Annotated in this window: 16 protein-coding genes; 4 read left to right on the top strand and 12 right to left on the bottom strand. The window is 56.6% G+C overall.

What is annotated here, in order from left to right; genetic code table 11:
* Positions 1-74: 74 nt before the first annotated feature.
* The 5 genes from ACP15L_RS11135 to ACP15L_RS11155 form a co-directional block, all read right to left on the bottom strand.
* A protein-coding gene (locus ACP15L_RS11135) for an IS3 family transposase (protein WP_425084199.1) occupies positions 75-1,426 on the bottom strand; the annotation gives its coding sequence in 2 pieces (ribosomal slippage) (positions 75-1,090 and positions 1,090-1,426; 1,353 coding nt in all).
* A 43-nt stretch (positions 1,427-1,469) separates the two neighbouring features.
* Positions 1,470-2,429, bottom strand: a complete 960-nt coding sequence (locus tag ACP15L_RS11140; RefSeq protein ID WP_425084210.1) for a hypothetical protein — start codon at positions 2,427-2,429, stop codon at positions 1,470-1,472.
* A 69-nt stretch (positions 2,430-2,498) separates the two neighbouring features.
* Entirely contained in the window at positions 2,499-3,677 is a 1,179-nt protein-coding gene (locus ACP15L_RS11145) for a carbohydrate porin (protein ID WP_425084211.1), read from the bottom strand.
* A complete protein-coding gene (locus ACP15L_RS11150) occupies positions 3,674-4,378 on the bottom strand; it encodes a DUF3299 domain-containing protein (RefSeq protein ID WP_425084212.1) in 705 nt (234 codons plus the stop codon). Before ACP15L_RS11150 ends, ACP15L_RS11145 begins: the two co-directional genes overlap by 4 nt.
* An 86-nt stretch (positions 4,379-4,464) precedes the next feature.
* Positions 4,465-5,862: an amidohydrolase family protein gene (locus ACP15L_RS11155; protein ID WP_425084213.1), complete on the bottom strand. Its 1,398-nt coding sequence runs from the start codon at positions 5,860-5,862 to the stop codon at positions 4,465-4,467.
* Between the two features lie 141 nt (positions 5,863-6,003).
* Between ACP15L_RS11155 and ACP15L_RS11160 the strand changes: the two genes are divergently transcribed.
* The gene (locus ACP15L_RS11160; RefSeq protein WP_425084214.1) at positions 6,004-7,008 is read left to right on the top strand and encodes a helix-turn-helix domain-containing protein; all 1,005 of its coding nucleotides are present in this window, start codon (positions 6,004-6,006) and stop codon (positions 7,006-7,008) included.
* A gap of 340 nt (positions 7,009-7,348) precedes the next feature.
* Here ACP15L_RS11160 and ACP15L_RS11165 read toward each other — a convergent pair whose 3' ends face one another.
* Positions 7,349-8,590, bottom strand: a complete 1,242-nt coding sequence (locus ACP15L_RS11165; protein ID WP_425084215.1) for a cytochrome-c peroxidase — start codon at positions 8,588-8,590, stop codon at positions 7,349-7,351.
* A 45-nt stretch (positions 8,591-8,635) separates the two neighbouring features.
* Between ACP15L_RS11165 and ACP15L_RS11170 the strand changes: the two genes are divergently transcribed.
* Entirely contained in the window at positions 8,636-9,106 is a 471-nt protein-coding gene (locus ACP15L_RS11170) for a tetratricopeptide repeat protein (protein ID WP_170478075.1), read from the top strand.
* A gap of 30 nt (positions 9,107-9,136) precedes the next feature.
* On the opposite strand, the gene dctP is transcribed toward ACP15L_RS11170, so the two are convergent.
* The 6 genes from dctP to ACP15L_RS11200 are packed head-to-tail and all read right to left on the bottom strand — an operon-like array spanning position 9,137 to position 14,713.
* Complete coding sequence (gene dctP, locus ACP15L_RS11175; protein ID WP_170457744.1) at positions 9,137-10,198, bottom strand: TRAP transporter substrate-binding protein DctP; 1,062 nt, start codon at positions 10,196-10,198, stop codon at positions 9,137-9,139.
* Positions 10,199-10,222: 24 nt separating this feature from the next.
* Complete coding sequence (locus tag ACP15L_RS11180; protein ID WP_170378746.1) at positions 10,223-11,512, bottom strand: TRAP transporter large permease; 1,290 nt, start codon at positions 11,510-11,512, stop codon at positions 10,223-10,225.
* A complete protein-coding gene (locus ACP15L_RS11185; RefSeq protein ID WP_170468686.1) occupies positions 11,513-12,100 on the bottom strand; it encodes a TRAP transporter small permease subunit in 588 nt (195 codons plus the stop codon).
* A 53-nt stretch (positions 12,101-12,153) separates the two neighbouring features.
* Positions 12,154-12,669: a flavin reductase family protein gene (locus ACP15L_RS11190; RefSeq protein ID WP_425084411.1), complete on the bottom strand. Its 516-nt coding sequence runs from the start codon at positions 12,667-12,669 to the stop codon at positions 12,154-12,156.
* Positions 12,669-13,559, bottom strand: coding sequence for an aldo/keto reductase (locus tag ACP15L_RS11195; RefSeq protein ID WP_425084216.1), 891 nt, complete (start codon positions 13,557-13,559; stop codon positions 12,669-12,671). The genes ACP15L_RS11190 and ACP15L_RS11195 overlap by 1 nt, the downstream gene beginning before the upstream one ends.
* Entirely contained in the window at positions 13,559-14,713 is a 1,155-nt protein-coding gene (locus ACP15L_RS11200; protein WP_425084217.1) for an LLM class flavin-dependent oxidoreductase, read from the bottom strand. The genes ACP15L_RS11195 and ACP15L_RS11200 overlap by 1 nt, the downstream gene beginning before the upstream one ends.
* Before the next feature lie 105 nt (positions 14,714-14,818).
* On the opposite strand from ACP15L_RS11200, the gene ACP15L_RS11205 reads away from it, so the two are divergent.
* Both ACP15L_RS11205 and ACP15L_RS11210 read left to right on the top strand, forming a co-directional pair.
* The gene (locus ACP15L_RS11205; protein ID WP_425084218.1) at positions 14,819-15,529 is read left to right on the top strand and encodes a GntR family transcriptional regulator; all 711 of its coding nucleotides are present in this window, start codon (positions 14,819-14,821) and stop codon (positions 15,527-15,529) included.
* A 12-nt stretch (positions 15,530-15,541) separates the two neighbouring features.
* Positions 15,542-16,639 (top strand): Gfo/Idh/MocA family protein, encoded by a 1,098-nt coding sequence (locus ACP15L_RS11210; protein ID WP_425084219.1) that lies wholly within the window; start codon positions 15,542-15,544, stop codon positions 16,637-16,639.
* Positions 16,640-17,041 lie beyond the last annotated feature (402 nt).

Raw genomic sequence — 17,041 nt, forward strand, 5'->3', positions numbered from 1 at the left:
TGTCCGTTGTCAGGGGTTTTGGGACGGATGGCGGCGTGATCTAAGAGAGTATCTGTCTCATCTGGTTAGATTGATTATGCGGCGGTTTTGCGGTGAAGCAAGCGCCGGGTTTCGATAGTCTTTCGTTTGATCCTTTCTCGTTGTTTTAGAATGGTCTGCCCGCGTCCGAAGTAGACATCAGCGGGCGTGAGGTTTTGCAGGCTCTCGTGATAACGCCGGTGATTGTAGTGCTCGACGAAGGCGTCAATCTGCTGCGTGAGATCACCGGGCAGATAGTAGTTTTCCAACAGGATGCGGTTCTTGAGCGTCTGGTGCCAGCGCTCGATCTTTCCCTGAGTTTGCGGATGGTATGGTGCCCCTCGAACATGATCCATTTTCTGATCTTCCAGCCATTCGGCAAGCTCACCAGAGATGTAACTGGACCCGTTGTCGCTGAGCAGACGTGGCTTGTGCAGCACCGTTGCCTGATCACAGCCTGAGGCGTGCAGGGCGAGGTCCAGTGTGTCGGTCACATCCTCGGTCTTCATCGTCGTGCAAAGCTTCCAGGCGATGATGTAGCGGCTGTAATCGTCCAGGATCGTGCTGAGATAGAACCAGCCCCAGCCGATCACCTTGAGATAGGTAAAATCGGTCTGCCAGAGTTGGTTCGGTCGTGTTGTCTTGTCCTGGAACTCGTCTGCGGCTGACAAAACCACATAGGCTGGGCTGGTGATCAGATCGTAAGACTTGAGGATGCGGTAGACCGAAGCCTCTGACACAAAGTACTTTTCTGTGTCAGTGAAGCGAACAGCCAATTCACGCGGGGAAAGCTCACTTTCCTTCAGAGCCAGATCCTTGATCTTCTCGCGCACTGGCGTGGGAATGCGGTTCCAGACCCGTGACGGCGTGGGTCTACGATCTTCAAGCGCCTCGGGGCCGCCGACGAGATATCGGTCGTACCAGCGATAGAAGGTGGTCTTCGGAATGCCCAGCTTCTCCAAAGTGCGCTTGGTCGGCAGATGCGATTGCTCAACCAAGCGGATGACTTCCAGTTTTTCGGATGCGGGATATCTCATGCGTCGTCGTCCCCATCCGCGATCATGCTTTTTTTGAGCAACCGCAGTTCAAGAGCCTGTTCGGCAACCACCTCCTTCAGATCACGGGCTTCCCGTCTCAGATCCTTCACTTCGGTGGAAGTTGCCGCGCGGGCCGTGTCGCCTGCCAGACGTTTCTTGCCGGCCTCCAGAAATTCCTTGGACCAGCTGTAATAAAGGCTCTGCGCGATGACCTCACGACGGCACAGCTCTGCAATGCTGTCCTCGCCTTTTAGGCCGTCCAGCACGATCCTGATCTTCTCTTCTGCGGAATACTGTTTGCGGGTCGCACGGCGAATGTCCTTTACGACCTTCTCACCGTGGCTCTGCTTGGTTCCGGGTTTCTTTCTCATCTCCACTCCTTGGCGGTTACGATGAGCCAGAAACCCTCTCTTATCAAATCGACCTAAACTGTCCCATTGGCGCTGACGTCAGACAGATCGAAGCGCCGTAGTTTCCCGATCCGGCGGTCCAAGGATAGTAGCTGGACCAGACGTTGTAGCCTTGGTCGCGGGCCATCTGGAGCTTTTCCTGATTTTCCCACCACCCATAATCATTGTCGTGGTGAATGTGCAGCGGCGCGTCGAGCACCATCGCATTGACCAGGATTTCGTTAACGCCGGTCTGTGTTTCGGTGGGCGTCGAAGCACTGGGATGAAACCGGTGGTGCACCGAAGTTAGACGACCATAGCGCGCTGCGGCCCGCTGTGCCTCGAACATCTCATAGGTTGTGATGCCTTCGCGGGCGTAGCCGATGGTCGATCCCACGCCGAGTGCTCCGAGACGAAGCCCCTCATCCAGTTGGGCGGTGATTTCGTTCATCTGCTCGCGGTTGCTTGGAACCGACGACCAACCCTCGACACCGTCTTCCACGGATTGTGCCCGAAGTGCGAAGAAGTTCCGGAAGTCAATGTCCCCACCTTCCAGAACAAGGCCGTCATGCACCCGCATCCGTGCGAATTCTTGTCCAACGACTGTGCCATAGTTTGCCTGCGTCGCGCCTTGGCGCGCAGCGTACCACTCGTCGATATTTGCGGCCCCGACCTCAAAATCCATTTGCGTCGTAACGCCGTCACGAAGGTTGACCTTGATACCCCAAGGATCCAGCCCGTGTTGTTCAAGGTCGATAAACCCGGGCGCCACAATGTGCCCTGTCGCGTCGATTGCCTCTCTGCCGTCAATATCTTCGTCGGTAATAGCAGTGATCCAGCCGTTGCTTATTCCGACATTGGCAATCTGATCGAACCCGGTTTCCGGATCCATTACCCGACCGTTGAGGATCACCACGTCGTAAGTTTGCGCGACGCAGAAAGTGGAAAACACGGACAACGTGCCAGCCAGAAACAGGGTACGCATGGATAGATCCTCCCTTTGATCAGCAGAATTGCATGTTTCGACGCTTTTGACGTCTGCTTTCGCCCCACATCAGAAAACGATCCGGGTTCGCAGGCCGAACAGCGTAATGCTATCCTGACCTGGGTTCAGCAGCGGGTTCGAAATGTACTGGAGGGACGGTGTGATCTGCAGTCCGGGTGAGATTGAAAACCGGTAGAACGCTTCGAGCGTAAACTGGTCGCCATCTATGCCTCGGGCCTCGGCCCAGTTCAGGCCCAGACCGGCCAGATCGGTATTGCGACCATAGTAGCCCACACCGGCAGAAACCGACCGGTCATATAGCGCGGCGGTCCCTTTTGACGCCCCTGCCCGAAAGAACGGCATCCACTTATTGTCAACAAACCATGCGGCAGAAAACGCAGCGCCATAGTCTTCCGCCCGGCTGCCATCTTCGGCCGCATCCGCATGCCAGAGGGTCAGATGGACATTGTCGAAATAAATGCGATCAAAGCCTGACGTGTACCCAAGTTCGAGCGATTTGAAGAGGTTGCCGTCGCTGAACACATCAAAGTTTGGATCAGACGGATCGGCGTTTGCATCTGCAACGCTCGCGACAGCGTAGAAGTTTTCACTCAGCTTGATCCCACCGGCAATACCAAGACCTGGGTTGGGTGCGTTAAGTGTTGGGTTGGTGTTGAAGGACAGGTTTTGGAAGCCACTATAGGGGCTGACCAGCCCATAGATATCCACAAAGTCCGTTACATCAATCTGCCCGAATTGCAGCGTCCAAGAACCGTTTTCGGCCCTTTGGGTCCAGAACAGATTGGTCAGCAGCAGACCGCTATCGTTGAAGGCAGTCCCGGTGATCGACAGCGCTCCGCCATCCAGCCCAAGAAACTGCGGGGCCACATCGGTATAGCTATGCCGGTCTTCGATCTTGAATGTCAGGGAACCCCGTTCAGTCGCCTGCCAACTCCCGTAGAAACGCGCAATTCCGCTGGCCGCTTCGCCGGTTCCCAGATCAGCATTCGTGGTTTGGCCCAGCGCCAGGTAATCAATATTGAACCGAAACCCACCCTCAGCCAGTTGGTCTTTCCACTCAAACCAACCCGGTGCGATGTTGCGTGGAAAATCGGAACGGTATTGTGGGTCGGTGAGCCCATCTCCGGGGGTAAGATCAGCTTCGACCGAAGAGGGCCCGGACAGTCCTTGCGCCGAGGCGGCGCCAGCGACAGCAATACTTAGTGTAGCAGCCAGTAGTCTTATCATTCAGACGCCCTTGCCCCACCGGTCTTGCGATTGCCCGCCGCACGGATGCGATCAGCGGCACGCTGCTTCCATTCCAGCCTGTCCGCCTTGTTTTCCAGAGTTTCGACACGTTCCGTTTCCAACTGGAAAGTCGCGTTCATCGGCATCTGGCCATCCACAACCATCATATTCTGAACAGACGGATCGATGGTCAGCATGCCCGTCAGCCGAACAGGTTCATGAAAATAGCTGGGCGCCCAGTCCCCGTTCAACCGCACACGGATCATCTGGTTGGGCGGAGGTGGCGGCATGTGGCTGCACATCCCGCGTTCCGGCACCAGGTACGCAACAGGCCGCCCGTCTGGATCATTCGGAGCAGGAATGGCGAAACCAGCCAGGGTGATTGTTTGACCATCGAATTGCGGATTTCCGTTTGTCCCCGCCTTTCTCCGACGTTCCATCACAACTTCGCGCTGATCGAGCAGCCAGTCGATATCAATTCCCTCAGCAGCCAAGGCGTCCTCAGTCTCGGTCAAAAGTACTTGCCACTTTTGCCGCTCTTCTTCGCTGCCACCATCCTGCTGCAGCCTGCCACGCAATCGAACAACGTAGAGGACATCGTCGAATTGTTCAGGGCTGAGATCACGGTAGGGGTCTTCAAAGACCTGCGCGGACGGGTCCGGAAGCTCGGACCAGTCCAATGCGGTTTCAGGCGTCGCCATCGCAGAATGCCCAAACCAAAACAACCCTGTGAATACTACCCAGCGGAACCAATGGTGCAAAAATTCTCTCCGGCTACTTAGACAGGTCAATTCAGTGTGTTTTTGTAGATAACGCCATCTTTCATGATCAGTCGAATCGTATCAGGGCTTTCAGGCCTCGGGTCGGCGCCGAACCATTGATCACCCGTACCAACAACCGAGAAATCTTCGAGGGGGTTGCCGTCTATCAGCAGGATGTCGGCATAGGCGCCTTCTTCGATCACACCCAGTTTGCCTTCCGGATAGGGGTTCATGAAATCACCGCTAAGTGCCGCGATCTCGCCACCTACCGAAGTTAGGGTTACCATCGACGCATAGGGGCCGAAGAAATGGTTATTCAGATGTTTCTCGTAGGCGATCTGGATGTTGCACGCTTCGACCGAGCCGACGCAATCGGTTTGGAAACCGCGCGGCGCCGGGCATTCCTTCATACTTGGAATGTAGGCTTCGAAGGTCGCCGAGGCCGATTTGGCCTTCCTCAAACTGTTGGGGTTGTTTTTCACGGAAGGAACATCAAGTAGGCCTGGATCAAATGCTGTGATGTTCGTCGTGATGTACGCTCCTTTTTCTTTCATCAAAGCAGAAATCTCGCAGTCAAAGTGAAATCCGTGTTCAATGGTTCTGACCCCTGCATTCAGGGCATTGATGATCGCTTCTTTGCGGTAGGAATGTGCCATGACATAGGTGCCGTACTCGTTGGCAACCTGAACAGCGGCCTCGATCTCTTCTTTCGAACCGGCGAGCAACTGCCATGGATCGAATGCCGAAATCACCCCACCTGATTGCATGAACTTCAATTGCGTGGCACCCATGCGCAGGTTGTTGCGGCCATACATGTAAATTTCGTCAACACCGTTGACCTGTTGGGCCATATTCAGAGTCCCAAAGTTGGTCACCCCACCCGGCGGAGATGTGAAGGATGCGAAATCGGCGTGACCACCACGTGTTCCGAGAAATGCCCCGGAAGGATAAAAGCGGGGGCCGACGATCTGGCCGGCGTCAATTGCGCGCCGCAGCCCGCCGCCAGCGCCCCCGGCATCGCGAACGGTCGTGAAGCCCTGCATCAGGTACATTTCGGCCATCCGGGTCCCGTGGATGGCGAAATCCTCCCAGGTCGAGTTGGTTTCCATCTCGGCAATCGATGGCCCCATGAGCATCAGGTGCGCGTGATTCTCTATAAAGCCCGGTGTCAGAGTGCGCCCACCGCCGTCGATAACCGTCGCGCTCGGCGCATCAATGGCATCGGTTGAGACGGACTTGATCAGATTGCCCTCGACCAGAACACTGGCATTTTCAATGCGTTGCTCATTCACACCGTCGAAGACATGCACGTTGGTAAACAGCGTTTGGGGTTCTTCCTGATCCTGAGCTTGTGCGGGCGCTGAAACAGAGAGACCTGCGGCGACAATTGCCGCCGAGCAAAGAGACATTCGCAGACCGGACATAAGTACTCCCTTCATATTCGTGTTTTGCCAACTGTAGCCCGGAAAGCTTTGCCTCGGTTGCCAGTTTCGCATTAGGATGTTCGAATGTGACTGCAAAAATGGCCACTGATCAAAGCATTTGATCCTGAAAGGGTTACGAGATTGCCGTTCAACTCCACCTCTCAAGAGCATAGCGAAGGGTTCATTCGCCTCGCGTTGGCAGCTCCGTTTCTGCAATATCTCACCGACCGCGAGCTCGATCCGCAACCGGCCTTGGATCAGGTCGGCTTGAAGTCCGAACTGTTGTCTGACCCTTCTGTCTATGTCCACTCAGAGCTGGTTTACGGTCTGCTAAATGCCTTCTCAGACGTGTCCGGCGACCGATACCTTGGCCTGAATGTAGGAGAGACTTTTGACCTGCAGGAATGGCCTCCGTTCGCTCAGGCCCTGCAATCAACAAACTCGCTGTTCGAGTTTTTTACCCGCTTTGTTGGGCTTGTCCCGCAGGAATCAAATTCCGTGCGGCACAGCCTTGTCATCGAAGCGGACAAAGCAACTTATCGCATCGAGAGGCAACAGGAACCCGCTGTCCCACCCATTCAAGTGACCGGTTTTGGAGCCGCAATCTATGTACGGCTTCTGGAGACTGTGGTCGGAGAGTCCTGGGATTCTTCGCGTGTGCGGTGGGAAAGCCGGTATATTACGGGTCTACCGGTCAACTACAAAGGGATCGAGGTTGGCTTGGGACCCGATCCCGGAATGCAAATCAGTTTTCCTGTGGAATGGTTGTTTCTGCGCCATGCCTCCGAGGGTCATGCGAGACCCATAGCCTCAGCTCGACAAAACGAAGAAGTAACGGTGGTGGCCGCTTTGCGATCCGTCTTACGCGACAAACTGGATGAAACCGATCTGGGACCAGAGGTTGTGGCCGGACTACTGGGAATACAGCCGGAACGGTTTCTGAAAGCGCTTCAACAACAAGGCACAACACTCCCCCGCGAAATCAAACGGCTGCGTGTCGATGTCGCCAAAGAGCACCTCAGAGATGACAAGATGACAATTGCGGAGATCGGTCTATTCCTTGGCTACTCCGACAAGTCCCATTTCACTCGCTTTTTCCGAGGTCAAACCGGAATGACACCGACCAAATTCCGCCTTGGTGCGTAATTTCGTTGCAACTTTGGGACCGCTTGCACCCTCATATAAAGTGCGGGTCGACAAGAATTTGCGACGGATTCTTGGAGCCCTATTCAAGGATCGCAGTGGGGAAATTGCCCCATACTGGAAACACGCCACTCACAAGAACAGTGCGTCAGATATCTAGACCTATCTTGTCAGATCAAATTGGTTTGATACCGTTTTAGATACCTGTTTTTTTGTATCGCGACGCTCGACAGAGTCTTCTTCTCTGCAAATCATTTCATCCCAAGATCTTCCCAAATGAGAAATCCAACAAGGACGGCAGGGTACGACTTCTCCGACATAGCCTTGCCGATGTGAGGGATGGCTAAGGAATAAATCCTTTCGGCACTCCGAACTTCAATGAATCTACGCTGGTACCTGTCAACGAATGCAGAAAAGCAATCAGGTTTTGAATTTCCACCTCCGTGAGTTGGATTGGAACAATGTCGCTTTTATTGCGTTGACGCTCCATTTCATAGTCGTCCTCCCACACTATGAAATCGGTTTTTTGCAACCATGGCACCTCGGGCAAAGCAGCCATTTCAGGCCTCCAACTGTCTAGGCTTGCCTGTGGGTTCAAGTGATGGCGAATGATGCTTTCAAGATCGGGGAAAGCTCCATTGTGACCGTAGGGCGCGGTCAGGGCAACGTTGCGCAACATAGGGGTGCGGAACCTATAGGCATCCTCTAGACGGTTGCTTTCACCCATGCGGCCGACATCTCGGACGAAGGGATCCCACTGCCGGGTGCGGCCCGGTCCAAAGGGCGGCAAACCCAAGGCATAGAACTTCTGATCTGACATCAGCGGTCCGGCGTGGCAGCTGGAGCAGCGGGCTTTGCCGTAGAAAAGCTTCATCCCATCCAATTGGGCCGGCGAGAGGGCATTCGTGTCACCCGCGAGGTAGTGATCAAACGGGCTGTCGGTGCTCCGCCACTCGATCGCCATGAAAGCGGCCAGAGCGTTGGCGACTTGCGTAATCGTGATGTCTTCGGTCGACTCGACCTCATCAAAGGCAGCGACGATGGCCGGGCCATAGCGTGGATCGGTGCGGACGCGTTTCGCCAGAATAGGCCAGCCTTTGTCGATCCGATCATGCACCGCGCCAGTGACTTCATTCTCGGCCACATTGCCCGCCATCTCGAATTGTGAGGTCAGGGGAAACAGAGCCTGCGCCGCCAGCAGGGAATTCAGGCCCTCGGGCAGCCACTCCTGCGCTGGGGAATTGAAGCCGTTGCCGTAGACGTCTGAAATACTCAGCCTGCCGTCGTGAAAGACTGTGTGAATCTCCCTCGCCCCAAGATTCCACAGGCCCGGAGAGTTGCGAGGGATGCGTTTGCGTATTCTGTCTGCTCCGGTGCCGGGTGTGCGGTCCAGTCCCAACCCCTGCCCGCCTTCTCCTATGCCCAGTGACAACCCGTCAGAGGTGCCGAAATCCGGGTGGTGGCAATGGGCGCAGCTGATGTTCTGGTTGCCCGACAGGATCGGGTCGTAAAACAGTTGATGACCAACGGCGGCCTGTTCCATATCAAATGGGATAAAGTCATCATCGGTTAGCGGTCGCGGCATCTCCTGTGCCGTAGCGGCCCCAACCCAGAAGAGAGCAACCAACCCATGCGTCAGCTTGTTTTCGCCCTTTGCATATTTGCGTCTCCGGCTCTGGCGGAACTGGAGCAAGCGCGCGACATGATGGAAGCCGGACAGTTCGAAGCCGCGCGTGAGGAGCTTCTTCCAGCCGCTCGCTCGGGCAACGCCGAGGCTGAGGAGCTGATCGGCGTGATGTACGGGCTGGGTCTCGGGGTCGAGCAGGATTACGAGCGCGCCTTTGAATGGTATTTGCGCGCCTCGATGAAGGGGCATCCGGGGGCTCAGTCGGGCGTTGGCTGGTACTATGAATTGGGTCTGGGTATGCCCGCGCCCGATCTGGTGCGTGCCTATATGTGGTACACGCTGAGCGCGATTGGCGGCGACCCCGATGCGGCGATCAGCCTTGAGGAAGTGGTCAAGAAAATGTCGCCGGAGCAGATCGAAAGAGCGCATGTGTTGGTCAACGACTACAAAGGGTGGATGTACCCGTTTCGGTGAGGGCCGGGCCACAAAGCCCGGCCATTGTACTTAGTTCAAGTCCGCATCGCGCGAGGCGTTTACATCGGCCTCAGCGGCAGCAACCGCTTCGGTCAGCGCGCCAAAGATTTCGTCCCCACGGGCAACGTTGGACTGGAACCAATCATACACCGGGGTTGCGGCCTCTTTGAACGCAGCCTTCTGATCTGGCGTCAGCACGTAGAGGTCTCCGCCACCGGCGACGAAATCCTCATAGGCCTGGATCGACTTGCGCTTGGGCGAGGCAAAGGTGGCCTGTTGCAGTGCATAGAAACCGTCGACAACGACGCGGCGCATATCCTCAGGCATTTCCTGGAACTTGGCGTTATTCATCCACCACAGCGCGCCCATATAAGCATGGCCATCCAGCGTGACATATTGCAGACCGGCATCGGGGAATTTCATGCCCATGATGTCGGTGATGCCGTTCTTGGAGCCCTCAACCACGCCGGTCTGGAAGCTGGTGAACAGTTCCGGCCATGGGATCGGCGTCGGCGACGCGCCCAGCGCTTTGACCAGTTCTTGCGGAAGGTCGGCGACCACTGTGCGGATTTTCAGACCTTCCATGTCCGCAGGCTCGGCGATGCGACGCTGGGTGTTGGCGAAGTTGCGCCAGCCGCCGGTGTTACCAATGGTCATCAGACGGATCGCGCCGCCCGAGTCCTCCAGTGCCATATTGCGCATGGTGCGGGTGAAGTCGCCGGACAGAACATGCTCGGCAATGCGGTCATCGGCCATCAAGTAAGGCAGGTCTAGAACCTGCACGTAAGGAAAGATACCCGAGGCACCGCCCGAGGTTGAGATATAAATGTCGATCGTGCCATCGGCCACACCTTGCAGGCATTCCGCACCGTTCGAACACAGCTGCGTTCCGATGAACAGCTCGACTTCGATCGCGCCGTTCGAGGCGGCCTCGACATAGTTCTTGAAGACAATCAGACCATCATAGTCTTCGTCATTTTCGTTCGAGTTGGCAGTGGCGCGCAGCGTGTAGTCGGCGGCTGTGGCGGCCATAGCGGACGCGGCCACGAGCGATGTGGCCACCGCTGCGGTTTTGATAAATTCTCTGAGCATGCGTTTCCTCCCTATGGAACTCAGTTAGTTTGCAAATCCCGTTATCCTCGGGATCGTCATGGATAGTGCGGGGATATAGGTGATCAGGAAGATCACTATGATTTCAACGGCCAGGAACGGCAGGATCGCCTTGGCGATGGTTTCGACCCGCTCGCGCGACACGGCGGCGGCCACGAACAGCACCAAGCCCATTGGAGGTGTGGCGAGGCCGACGGTCAGGTTGACGCTCATGATGATAGCGAAGTGGATCGGGTCGACGCCGAGGCTGGTGAAGATCGGACCAAGGATCGGACCAAGGATGATGATCGCGGGTCCTGCATCCAAAAACATGCCGACGATGAACAGTAGCAGGTTGATCAGGAACAGCAGGATCAGCGGGTTCTCCGACAAGCTGAGGATCAGCGAGGCCAGTTGTTCCGGCGCATGGCTGAGGCTGACAACCGTCTTGAACGCCATCGCCGCGCCGACCAGCAGAAGGACGACGGCGGAAGTCATGCCTGCGTTGCTGAGCACCTCGGGCACTTCTTTCCATGTCAGCGTGCGCAGGACGAAGAAGCCGATGATGAAGGCGTAGCCCACGGCGACGGCGGCAGCCTCGGTTGGTGTGAAGATACCGCCCAGAATACCGCCCAGAATGATCACGGGTGTCATGAGCGGGAAGAAGGCTTTCAGGCTGGCCTGACGCCGTTCGGGCCATGTGTATTTTCGGCTGGCCACCGGGAAGTCATAACGGTCGGCCATGAGTTTGATCATCAGCATCAGGCCAACGCCGACCATCACGCCCGGCACGATGCCCGCAAGGAACAGCGCGGCGACGCTTTCGCCCATGACATAGGCGTAGATGATCATGATGCCCGAAGGTGGGATAATCGGTCCGATCACCGAACTGGCCGCCGTGATCGCGGCGGCGAATTTGCGGGTGTAGCCCTGTTTCTCCATCGCCGGGATCAGCATCGACCCAAGCGCCGAGGTATCCGCCACGGCGGACCCCGAGAGGCCCGCGAAGAGGATCGAGCTGAGGACGTTCACATGCGCAAGACCGCCGCGCAGGTGGCCCATCAGGGCCTGGCTGAACTCGACCAAGCGGATGGTGATGCCGCCGCGGTTCATCAGCTCTCCGGCGAGCATGAAAAAGGGGATCGCCATCAGCGGGAAGCTGTCCATCCCGTTATAGACGTTCCGATAGAGCAACGTGATGTCGTTGGTCTGTCCGTTCAACCACAGCAGGATGCCGGGCGCGGCCAGCAGGGCGAAAAAGACCGGCAGGCCGATCAGCAGGAAAATCAGGAAGGTGGGCAGGAACCAGATCAGCATTTATTCGGCCCCCACTGCCGCATCAGGAATTTCAGGCAACAGGTGACCCCCGCCCAGCAGAGTGATGAAGGATCGTAGGATCAGCTCGATATTCACCGAAATCAGAAGGATGATCCCCACCAGCAACGAGGCCATCATCCAACTGCGGGGGATGCGGTACCATTCGTCGAACCCAAAGGATGTGGGTATGTATAGCGCAGCGGTGGCGAATCTGCCGCCAAAGCCAGTGACCTCAGACCAGCCGATATTGACCGCGACCAGCAAGACGGCGAGCGAAACCAGCAGTAGGAATAGGTTCAGCGATTGGCCGATCAAGCGCGGCAGAAAGCGCTCCAGCATGTCGATGGCCACAAAGCCGCCGCGGCGAAAGGCGGTGGGGGCCATAAGGCCTGTCATCCACAACATGCAAAACCGCGCGGCCTCATCCGGCCATGGCAGAGCATTGCCCAGTACATACCGGAAGAAAACTTGGATTAGGATCGCAATCACCATGAGTGCAATCGCAACGACACCAACCGCGCGGCCCAGACGCAGCACGGTTTCGTTCACGAATGCGATCGGTGCAAGCACCGATGCCAGTCCGCTCATGCGGATCCTCCCTTGTTCAGCCGCGGGTATGTCCCGCGGTCGTCAAATCGCGCTTAGTGCTGCGCGAATTGGCCGAGTTTCCCGGCGTAAAAGGTCAGCGCGTCTCCATCCGCCATGCTGGCCTTAAGAACCTTTCCAACCACAATAACGTGATCGCCTGCATCGTGATACGCGTGTTGTTCACATTCGAACCGCGCCAGGCAGTCCGCCAACAGCGGCGTCCCGTTATCACAACGCTCATGCTCGATGTCGCGCAGCGCAAAGGCGTCTTTCGAGCAGCCAAAACACAGCTCGGCCTGTTCCGAGGACAGCACATGCACGCTGAAATGGCGGGCTTTGTGGAAATACGGGAAACGGCGCGAGTTGCGGTCGCCAGCCCACATGATCAAGGGCGGGTCCAATGAAAGCGACGAAAAGCTGTTGGCCGTAATGCAGACCGGGCCATCGGCGCTGTCGCATGTGACGATGGTGACGCCGGTCGCAAAGCGCCCGAAGGCATCGCGCAGGGTCCGAGTGTCGTCCTTATGCGGAACGAAGGTGTGGGTCATGTCCTTTGAGATTGCATTCATCATGGTACCTCATGCCCCAGCGCCGCCTCATAGAGGCGGTACCAGCTTTCACGATCCAGTTTGACTTTCACAGCGTCCGACGCGCGTTTGATCCGGTCCAGATTGTTGGTGCCCAGAACTGGCAGGATGTTGGCCGGATGCGCCAACAAGAAGGCCATGGCAACCGCGGCGCGATCCACGCCGAACTCGGCTGCGATTTCATCCGCGACAACGCCGACCGGCGGGTTTCCGGCCATCAACAACCCACCCCCCAACGGCGACCATGCCATCAGCGGATGACCATGTTGCTGGTGAAAAGCCAGATCACCATTGGTGAAGGGGCTGATCTCACCCAGAGACACCTCGATCTGGTTGGTGACCAGTTGGGTCTTCATCGCCGATTGCAGCAGTGACCAATCCCAAGGCCGGAAGTTCGACACGCCGACCGCGCCGACCTTGCCACTGGCGACGACCTCGTCTAGCGCAGCTCCGGTCTCATGGTGGTCCATCATGGGATCAGGGCGGTGGATCAGAAGCAGATCGATATGGTCAATCGCCATTTCGGACAGGGACGTGTCCACCGATTTCACGATATGCGCGCGCGAGGTGTCATAGTATTTTACCTTGGTGTCCGCATAACGGCCAACCGGCGCGACGATGTCGCATTTAGTAACGATCTCCATCCGCTGACGCAGACCGGGATTGGAGCGCAGGGCATTGCCCAGAACCGCCTCGGCCCCGTAATCGCCATAGATATCGGCCTGATCGAAGGTGGTGATACCCTGATCCAGACAGGCCTGGATCTTGGCTTCGACATGTGCCGCCGATGTGTCTGAGTCGTCGCCCAAGCGCCACATGCCATAGACAAGGCGGCTCATTTCCAGCGAGTCAGATAGTTTCACGCGTTGCATCAGCGACGAACTCCGTTGCCCAGCGGGGTCGCCGGGGTAGTTGCAGGCACGCGCCCATAAGCTTCGGGCAGCGAACAGGTTTTCAGGTTGGGCAGCACGCGGGCGCCGAAATGTTTGGCTTCATCCATGTGCGGATAGCCCGAAAAGATGAAGGCGCGGATGCCCATCTTTTGGTATTCTTCAATCTTGCTCATAACCTGATCGGTCGACCCGACCAACGCTGCGCCACAGCCAGACCGCGCACGGCCAACGCCGGTCCAGAGACCGGGTTCGACATAACCATATTCATCGGCCAGATCACGGTTCTTGGCCTGATGCGCCACGCCGAGAGAGGTCGAGTCCAGCGCCCGTTCGCGGATTGCACGACCATATTCGTCATCCAGCTTCGAGACGATGAAATCCGCATATTCCTGCGCCTCGGCCTCGGTATCGCGCACGATCATGTGCACACGCAAACCGTAGTCCAGCGTGCGGTTGTAGTTCTCGGCGACCGCATGAACGGCCTTCATCCGCTCGGCAAGTTGGTCCTTGGTTTCTGGCCACATCAGGTAGACGTCGCAATGCTCGCCGCACAAGTCCAGCGCAGAGGGGGAATAACCACCGAAATAGAGCAGCGGCCCTCCAACCTGGTATGGCTTGGCCGGGTCAGTGGTCAGACCTGAGAAGTTATAGACCTCGCCTGCATGATTGATCTCGTCCTGCGTCCAGGCTTGCTTCAGAATCTCTACCACTTCGCGCGAGCGCTGATAGCGGAACGCGCTGTCAGCTTTCTCACCGGGAAAGTCGGAGGAGATGATGTTGACCGTCAACCGCCCGTTCAGCATGTGATCCAGCGTCGCAATGGTGCGGGCCAGCATGATCGGTTGCATCTCGCCACAGCGTACAGCGGCAAGCAGGTTGATCCGGTCGGTGATTGGGGCGCAGCCCGCGACAAAGCTCAGCGTGTCCTGACCGACCTGATAGGAGGACGGGCATAGGATGTTGCGGAAGCCCTGCGCTTCGGCCTCTTTCACGATGCCGGAACAATGCTCCCAACTCGACCGCAGGTCGCCATCGGGTACGCCAAGGAACTGGTAATCATCGGAACACAGCGCGGCGAACCACGAAACTTCGGCCGCATCCAGATCGGGGGATGTGATGGGGACGATGCTCATTTGATTCACGCTCCGTACATCTTTGACTTTCCTCTTGCGTAGCAATCGCTTTGATGTAGATCAATAGTGTATCAATTTCTCCTGCGACCGAGTGAAGCGTCTGCCGTGCCTGCCTCCAACCGAAACCCCAATGCCCTGCCGGTATATATTCAGATCGCGGAACTTCTGATCCGCGACATCGCTGCCGGGCGTCTTATTGATGGTGAGCGTTTGCCGCCCGAGCGTGAGATGGCGGCGGAGTTGAATGTCTCGGTCGGAACTCTCCGAAAATCGCTCTCGGAGCTAGAAAAAAAGGGGATGTTGGAGCGTATCCAGGGCTCAGGCAACTACATCCGCGAGACCGGCACACAAAATAGCGTCTATGCAATGTTCAGGCTGGAACTACCTGAAGGCGGAGGCCTGCCACGTGCGGATATCCTTTCAGTTGACCATCTGAAGAAGCCCGTCGATCTGCCGAAATTCGGGGCTTCTGATGCCGGTTCGCGCGTCCGGCGAATGCGCTACCTGAATGATACAATCATCGCAGTCGAGGAAATTTGGCTAGACGAATCAGCGGGCCTGATCGACCAGAGCCTGCTGTCCGATTCACTCTATCGCTACTATCAGCGCCAATTGGACTTTTGGATCGCAAGGGCCGAAGACAGAGTCTCGGTCCAACCGCTACCGGACTGGACACCTCCTGACTTCACCAAACCAGCGGGCCAAACGGTAGGCTACATCGAGCGGTTCAGCTGGTCGGAAAATGCCGAACCCGTTGAATTCTCAAAAACATGGTTCGACCCAGATCGGGCCAACTACGTACAACGTTTGAAGTAAAAGGAATCGCACATGACCCGGACCATCAATTACGGGCTGATTGGATGCGGCATGATGGGGCAAGAGCACCTGCACAATATCGGATTGCTGGAAGGCACCAATGTAGCAGCGATCTTTGAGCCCGATCCAGAGATGGCAAAAGCTGCCAAGGCAATTGCGCCAAATGCGGCCATGGTGGGTTCCGTGCAAGAGCTTCTGGCGTTTGAAGAACTGGACTGCGTCGTCATTGTTAGCCCAAACCATCTTCACGTGGACCAGATTTACGAAATTGCGGAAACACGTCCGCTTCCGCTTTTGGTAGAAAAGCCATTATTCACCGACCCGAAAGACGTGGCCCGACTCGAGCAGTTGCAGCGCGACTACCCCTGCCCGATTTGGGTTGCGATGGAATACCGGTACATGCCTCCTGTTGCAGCTCTGATCGAGAAGGCTCAGGTGACAGGTGGTATAAAAATGCTATCGATCCGCGAGCATCGTTTTCCGTTCCTGGACAAGGTCGGCCATTGGAACCGCTTCAACCGCAACACTGGCGGCACTTTTGTCGAAAAATGCTGTCACTTCTTCGACCTCATGCGTTTGATATTGCAATCCGACCCGGTACGCATAACCGCAAGTGGTGGGCAGGCCGTGAACCATTTGGACGAGAGCTACGATGGTCAAACCCCAGATATTCTGGATCACGGCTACGTTCTCGTCGATTTTGCTTCGGGTGCGCGCGCGATGTTGGAACTGTGCATGTTTGCGGAAGGCTCTCGTTATCAGGAAGAAATATCAGCCGTCGGACCAAAAGCTAAGATCGAGGCTCTGGTTCCAGGACCGGTGCGCTTTTGGCAGGATCACTTGGGCGCCCCCCCGCCTCCGCGCTTAATCGTGAGTCCACGCAATCCCAAAGGCCCCGTATCAATGGACGTTCCAGTGGACCCGAACTTATTGGCGGCTGGGGATCATAATGGGTCGACCTACTATCAGCACAAAGGTTTCTTGGCCGTGCTTCGTGGCGAAAAAGCTAAGCCGGACGTAAGTTTGAACGACGGCCTCTGGGCGGTCAGAATGGGGCAAGCGGCGCAACGGGCGATAGACACGGGCGAAACGGTGTACATGGTCGATTGAACGGGTTCAAAAACACGGGCGCGTGTTGCAGCCCCTAAAAGGCCCCATATCGCTCGAGGTTGTGTCAGACATCGCCAATCGATTTGGCAAAGGGCCAATTCTAGCGACTGTGCAAGCCTACGTTTGCGCAGTCCTACTTGGATGCTCCGCTAGACTTTTTGTCTTGCCTTCCCTGCTGCGAACGGCCGCCTTTCATGGTCGAGTGAGTTGCTCTTGCGGATGCAGCTCAGGTCCGCTTGCCCCGGACAAACCGAAACACCTTTCTTCTGGGTTGGCGTCCAAGCTCCAATAAAAACAGTGCCTAACATGATGACGATGTCGTGCAACTTGCGATACCGACGACGGACCTGCTCGATCATCCGATGGCCCTGCCGATAACACCCATGTACCGAGCCTCGGCAT

This window comes from Ruegeria profundi (assembly GCF_049800715.1).
GTDB classification, from domain to species: Bacteria; Pseudomonadota; Alphaproteobacteria; order Rhodobacterales; family Rhodobacteraceae; genus Ruegeria; species Ruegeria profundi_A.